Here is a 4,712-nt window from a genome sequence, read left to right as displayed (position 1 = left end):
ACCCGGCCGCCCTGCGCGCCGTCATGGAGACCGCCGGACCCGCCCCCGAGCCCGACCCGCGGGTGGACCCCGACCAGGCCGCGTACGTCATCTACACCTCGGGCTCGACGGGCACCCCCAAGGGCGTGACCGTCACCCACCGGGGCATCGCCGCCTTCACCGCGGGCGCCGCCCGGCAGTACGCGGTGGGCCCGGGCGACCGGGTGCTCCAGTTCTCCTCGCCCAGCTTCGACGCCTCCGTGCTGGAGCTGTTCGTCTCCGTGCTGTGCGGCGCCACCCTCGTCGTCCCGCCCGACGGCCCCTGGCTCGGCGACGAACTCGCCGCGGTGGTCGACGAACACCGCATCACCCACGCCCTGATCCCGCCGGCGGCACTGGCCACCCTGGCCGACCCGGCGCGGATCGGGCCGGACCGCCTGAGCACGCTGATCGTGGGCGCCGAGGCGTGCCCCGCGGAACTCGTGGACCGCTGGGCACCGGGCCGCCGCATGATCAACTCCTACGGGCCCACCGAGACCACCATCGTCGCCTCCTGGACCGGACCGCTGTCCGCGGGCGGCGGCACACCGAGCATCGGCCGCCCCCTCGACGGCACCGCGACCCACGTCCTGGACGCGGCCATGCGGCCGGTGCCCGCGGGCACCGACGGCGAACTGTACGTCGGCGGCGCCGGGGTGGCCCGCGGCTACCTCGGCCGGCCCGGCCTCACCGCCGGACGCTTCGTCGCCAGCCCCTTCGGCCCACCCGGCGCCCGGCTCTACCACACCGGCGACCGGGCACGCCTGAACGCGGACGGCGAACTGGAGTACCTGGGCCGGGTGGACCGCCAGGTCAAGGTGCGCGGCTTCCGCATCGAACCCGGCGAGATCGAGGCGGCGCTGCGCCGCCACGGCGGTGTGCGCGACGCCGTCGTCGTGGTGCGCGAGGACGACCCCGGACGACGGCAGCTCGTCGGGTACGTCACCCCGGCCGACCCCGCGCACGCACCGGACCCGGACGCCCTGAGGGCGGCCCTCACCGCGGTGCTGCCCTCGCACATGGTGCCGTCCGCCGTGGTCGTCCTGGACGCCCTGCCGCTCACCCCGCAGCACAAGATCGACCGGCGCGCCCTGCCCGCGCCCGTCCGCGCGCCGGACCCGGAGCAGGTGGCGCCGCGCACCCCGCAGGAGCGGGTGCTCGCCGGCGTCTGGGCGGACGTGCTGGGGACGGACGCCGTCGGCGTCGAGGACGACTTCTTCGACCTGGGCGGCGACTCGATCCTCGCCGCCCGGACCCTGGCCCGCATCCGCGAGGAACTCGGCGTGCGGCTGTCGGTCCGGGACGTGTTCACCGCCCGCACCGTCGCCGCCCTGGCCCCGCTGCTCGGCACCCCGGACCCCGCGGCGACCCCGGACCCGATCCCGGCCGTCCCCCGCGACCGGCCGCTCCCGCTCTCCAGCGCCCAGCGGCGGCTGTGGTTCCTGGACGACCTCACCCCCGGCGGCACCGAGTACAACACCGGCCTGGCGCTGCGGCTGCGCGGCGCCCTCGACACCGGGGCACTAAGCCGCGCCCTGGACCGGCTGGCCGCCCGCCACGACTCCCTGCGCACGACCTTCGCCACCCGGGACGGCCAGGGCGTGCAGCACGTCCACCCGCGGGCGGACCTGCCGTTGCGCACCGCCGACGTGACCCACCTGCCCGCCGCCCGGCACGACGGGGCCGTCGAGGAACTGCTCACCGACGAACTGGGCCGCCCCTTCGACCTGGCAGCCGGTCCGCTCACCCGCGCCCTGCTGGTGCGCCGCGCGGACGACGACCACGTGCTGCTCCTGGCCCAGCACCACATCGTCACCGACGGCTGGTCCGTGGGCCTGCTGACCCGCGACCTGACGGAGCTGTACCGCGCCGAGGCGACCGGCACGCCCGACGCGCTGCCCGAACCGGGTTTGCAGTACCCGGACTTCGCCGTCTGGGAACGGCAACAGCGCTCCACGGACGACGACGCCCCCCACCTCGCGTACTGGAAACGGCACCTGACCGACATGGTGCCGCTTGAGCTGCCGACCGACCGGCCCCGGCCCGCGGTGCGCACCACCGGCGGCGACGCCCACTGGCAGCACCTGCCGGCCGAACTGGTCGCGCGGCTGCGGCACCTGGCCGGGGGCCGCGGCACCACCGTCTTCACCCTGTTCGCCGCGGCCGCCGCCGTCCTGTTCTCCCGGTACTCCGGGCAGCGGGACATCGCCTTCGGCACGGTCACCACCGGGCGCGGACGCAGCGAACTGGAGGACGTGACCGGGTTCTTCGCCAACACCGTCGTGCTGCGCGGCGACGTGGACGACCGCCTGACCGTCGACCGGTTCGTGGAGCAGATGCGGGCCACGGTGCTGGACGCCTTCGCCCACGAATCCGTGCCGTTCGACCGGGTGGTGGAGGAGCTGGCACTGCCCCGCGACCCCAGCCGTACGCCGCTGGTGCAGGTGCTCGTGGTGCAGCAGACCGCACCGGACGAACTTCCGCGGGCAGGCGCCGTGCGCGTGGAGCCGCACCCGCTGCCCCGCCCGGCCGCCCGGTTCGACCTGGTGCTGGAGTTCGTCCCGCGCGCCGACGGCGGCTGCGAGCTCACGGTCGAGTACAACACCGACCTGTTCGAGGCGCGGACGGTGGCACGGATGAGCCGCCATCTGCACCGGCTGCTGGCGGGCATGGCCGACGGGCCGTCCCGCACGCTGGGCGAACTGGCCCTGCTGTCCGAGGACGAACGGCACGCGGTGCTGGAGCGGTGGAACCCGCCGACCGGCGACGCCGGGCGCGCGCCGGCCCGTACGCTGCCCGCCCTGTTCGAGGCGCAGGTGGCACGGACGCCCGACCGGACCGCCGTCGTTCGCGGATCCGAACGCCTGGACTACGCCGAGGTCAACCGGCGCGCCAACCGGCTCGCCCGCCTGCTGGCCGCCCGCGGGGCCGGCCCCGAGACGCTGGTGGCGCTGTGCCTGCCGCGCACGGCGGACCTGCTGCCGGTGCTGTGGGGCGTGCTCAAGGCGGGTGCGGGCTACCTCCCGGTGGACCCCGCCTACCCGGTCGAGCGCGTGCGCCTCATGCTCGACGACGCCGCTCCCGCCCTCGTCCTGGCCACCCGCGGGACCGCCGGGGCGCTGCCCGCGGACTGCGCCCCCTTGCTCCTGGAGGACTGCTTCCCGCAGGGAGCCGCCGACGATAGTGGGCCGGGCGGACCGGACGGGTTTGACGGGTCCGGCGACCGCGACCTCACCGACCGCGACCTCACCGACGCCGACCGGACCCGGCCCCTGCACCCGGAGCACCCCGCCTACGTCATCTACACCTCGGGCTCGACCGGGCGTCCCAAGGGCGTCGTGATCACCCACCGCAGCGTCGCGGCGCTCGCCGAGTGGGCGGCGGAGCGCTTCGGGCCGCGACGGCTGGCCCATGTGGTGGCCTCCACCTCGCTCAACTTCGACGTGTCGGTCTTCGAGCTGCTCTGCCCCCTGCTCGTGGGCGGCGCCGTCGAGGTCGTCGACGACCTCACCGCCCTCGTCGACACCGCGGAGCCCCGCCGGGCCGGGCTCATCAGCGGCGTGCCGTCGGTGGTCTCCCGGATGCTCGCCGAGGGCGGCGCGTCCGTGGCGGCGGACACCGTCGTCCTGGCCGGCGAGGCACTGCCCGCGCAGACCGTGCACGACCTGCGGCAGACCGTCCCGGGCTGCGCCGTCGCCAACATCTACGGCCCGACCGAGGCCACGGTCTACGCCACCGCGTGGTTCGCCGACGGCGCGGCGGCGGACCAGGCGCCGCCGATCGGCAGGCCCGTGGCCCGGACCCGGGCCTACGTCCTGGACCGCCTGCTGTGCCCCCAGCCGCCCGGCGTGACGGGCGAGTTGTACCTGGGCGGCGGCGGACTGGCGCGCGGCTACCTGGGGCGTCCCGGCCTCACCGCGTCCCGGTTCGTCGCCGACCCCTTCGGCGCGCCGGGCGAGCGCATGTACCGCACCGGGGACCTGGTGCGGTGGAGCGCCGACGGCGAACTGGAGTACCTGGGCCGCACCGACCAGCAGGTCAAGGTACGCGGCTTCCGTATCGAACTGGGCGAGGTCGAGGAGGCGCTGCGCCGTCTCGACGGGGTGGCGGAGGCGGCGGCCACCGTACGGGAGAACGACGGCCACCGCAGGCTGGTCGGCTACGTCGTGCCTGCCCCGGACGCGCGCGTGGAGGCGGAGGAGGTGCGCCGGACCCTCGGCCGCACCCTGCCCGACTACATGGTGCCGACGGCCGTCGTGGTCCTGGACGGCCTGCCCCTCAACCCCAACGGCAAACTGGACCGCGCCCGCCTCCCGGACCCCGGCCCCGTGCGCGGCGGTACGCACCGGGTGGCACCGCGCACGCCCACCGAGCGCATCCTCGCCGCCGTCTGGGCGGACATCCTGCGCGTGGACCGCATCGGGGTGGACGACAACTTCTTCATGCTGGGCGGCGACTCCATCCTCAGCATCCAGGTGGTGGCCCAGGCCCGGCAGGCGGGCCTGACACTCACCTCCCGGGACGTCTACCGCCACCAGACCGTCGCCGCCCTCGCCCGCTGCGCCGACGCGGCCGGCGGCCGCGGGTCCGCCGCCCCGGCGCCGGCCCCGGTCCCCGCCACCGGCGCCGCGCCGCTGACGCCCATCCAGCGCTGGCTGTTCGACAGCGCGGGCGCCCGCGCGGACCGCTTCGCC

At 76.1% G+C, this 4,712-nt stretch carries 1 protein-coding gene; it reads left to right on the top strand.

The features are described 5' to 3' along the window. Positions 1–4,712: non-ribosomal peptide synthetase (locus tag FGF04_RS37450; RefSeq protein WP_149515862.1), on the top strand; the 4,712-nt coding region annotated here is incomplete at both ends.

Origin of the sequence: Streptomyces apricus (genome assembly GCF_008369065.1) — a bacterium.
Lineage (GTDB): Bacteria > Actinomycetota > Actinomycetes > Streptomycetales > Streptomycetaceae > Streptomyces > Streptomyces apricus.
The sequence above is the reverse complement of the archived record's forward strand: the minus strand, read 5'-3'. Positions and strand labels throughout refer to the sequence as shown.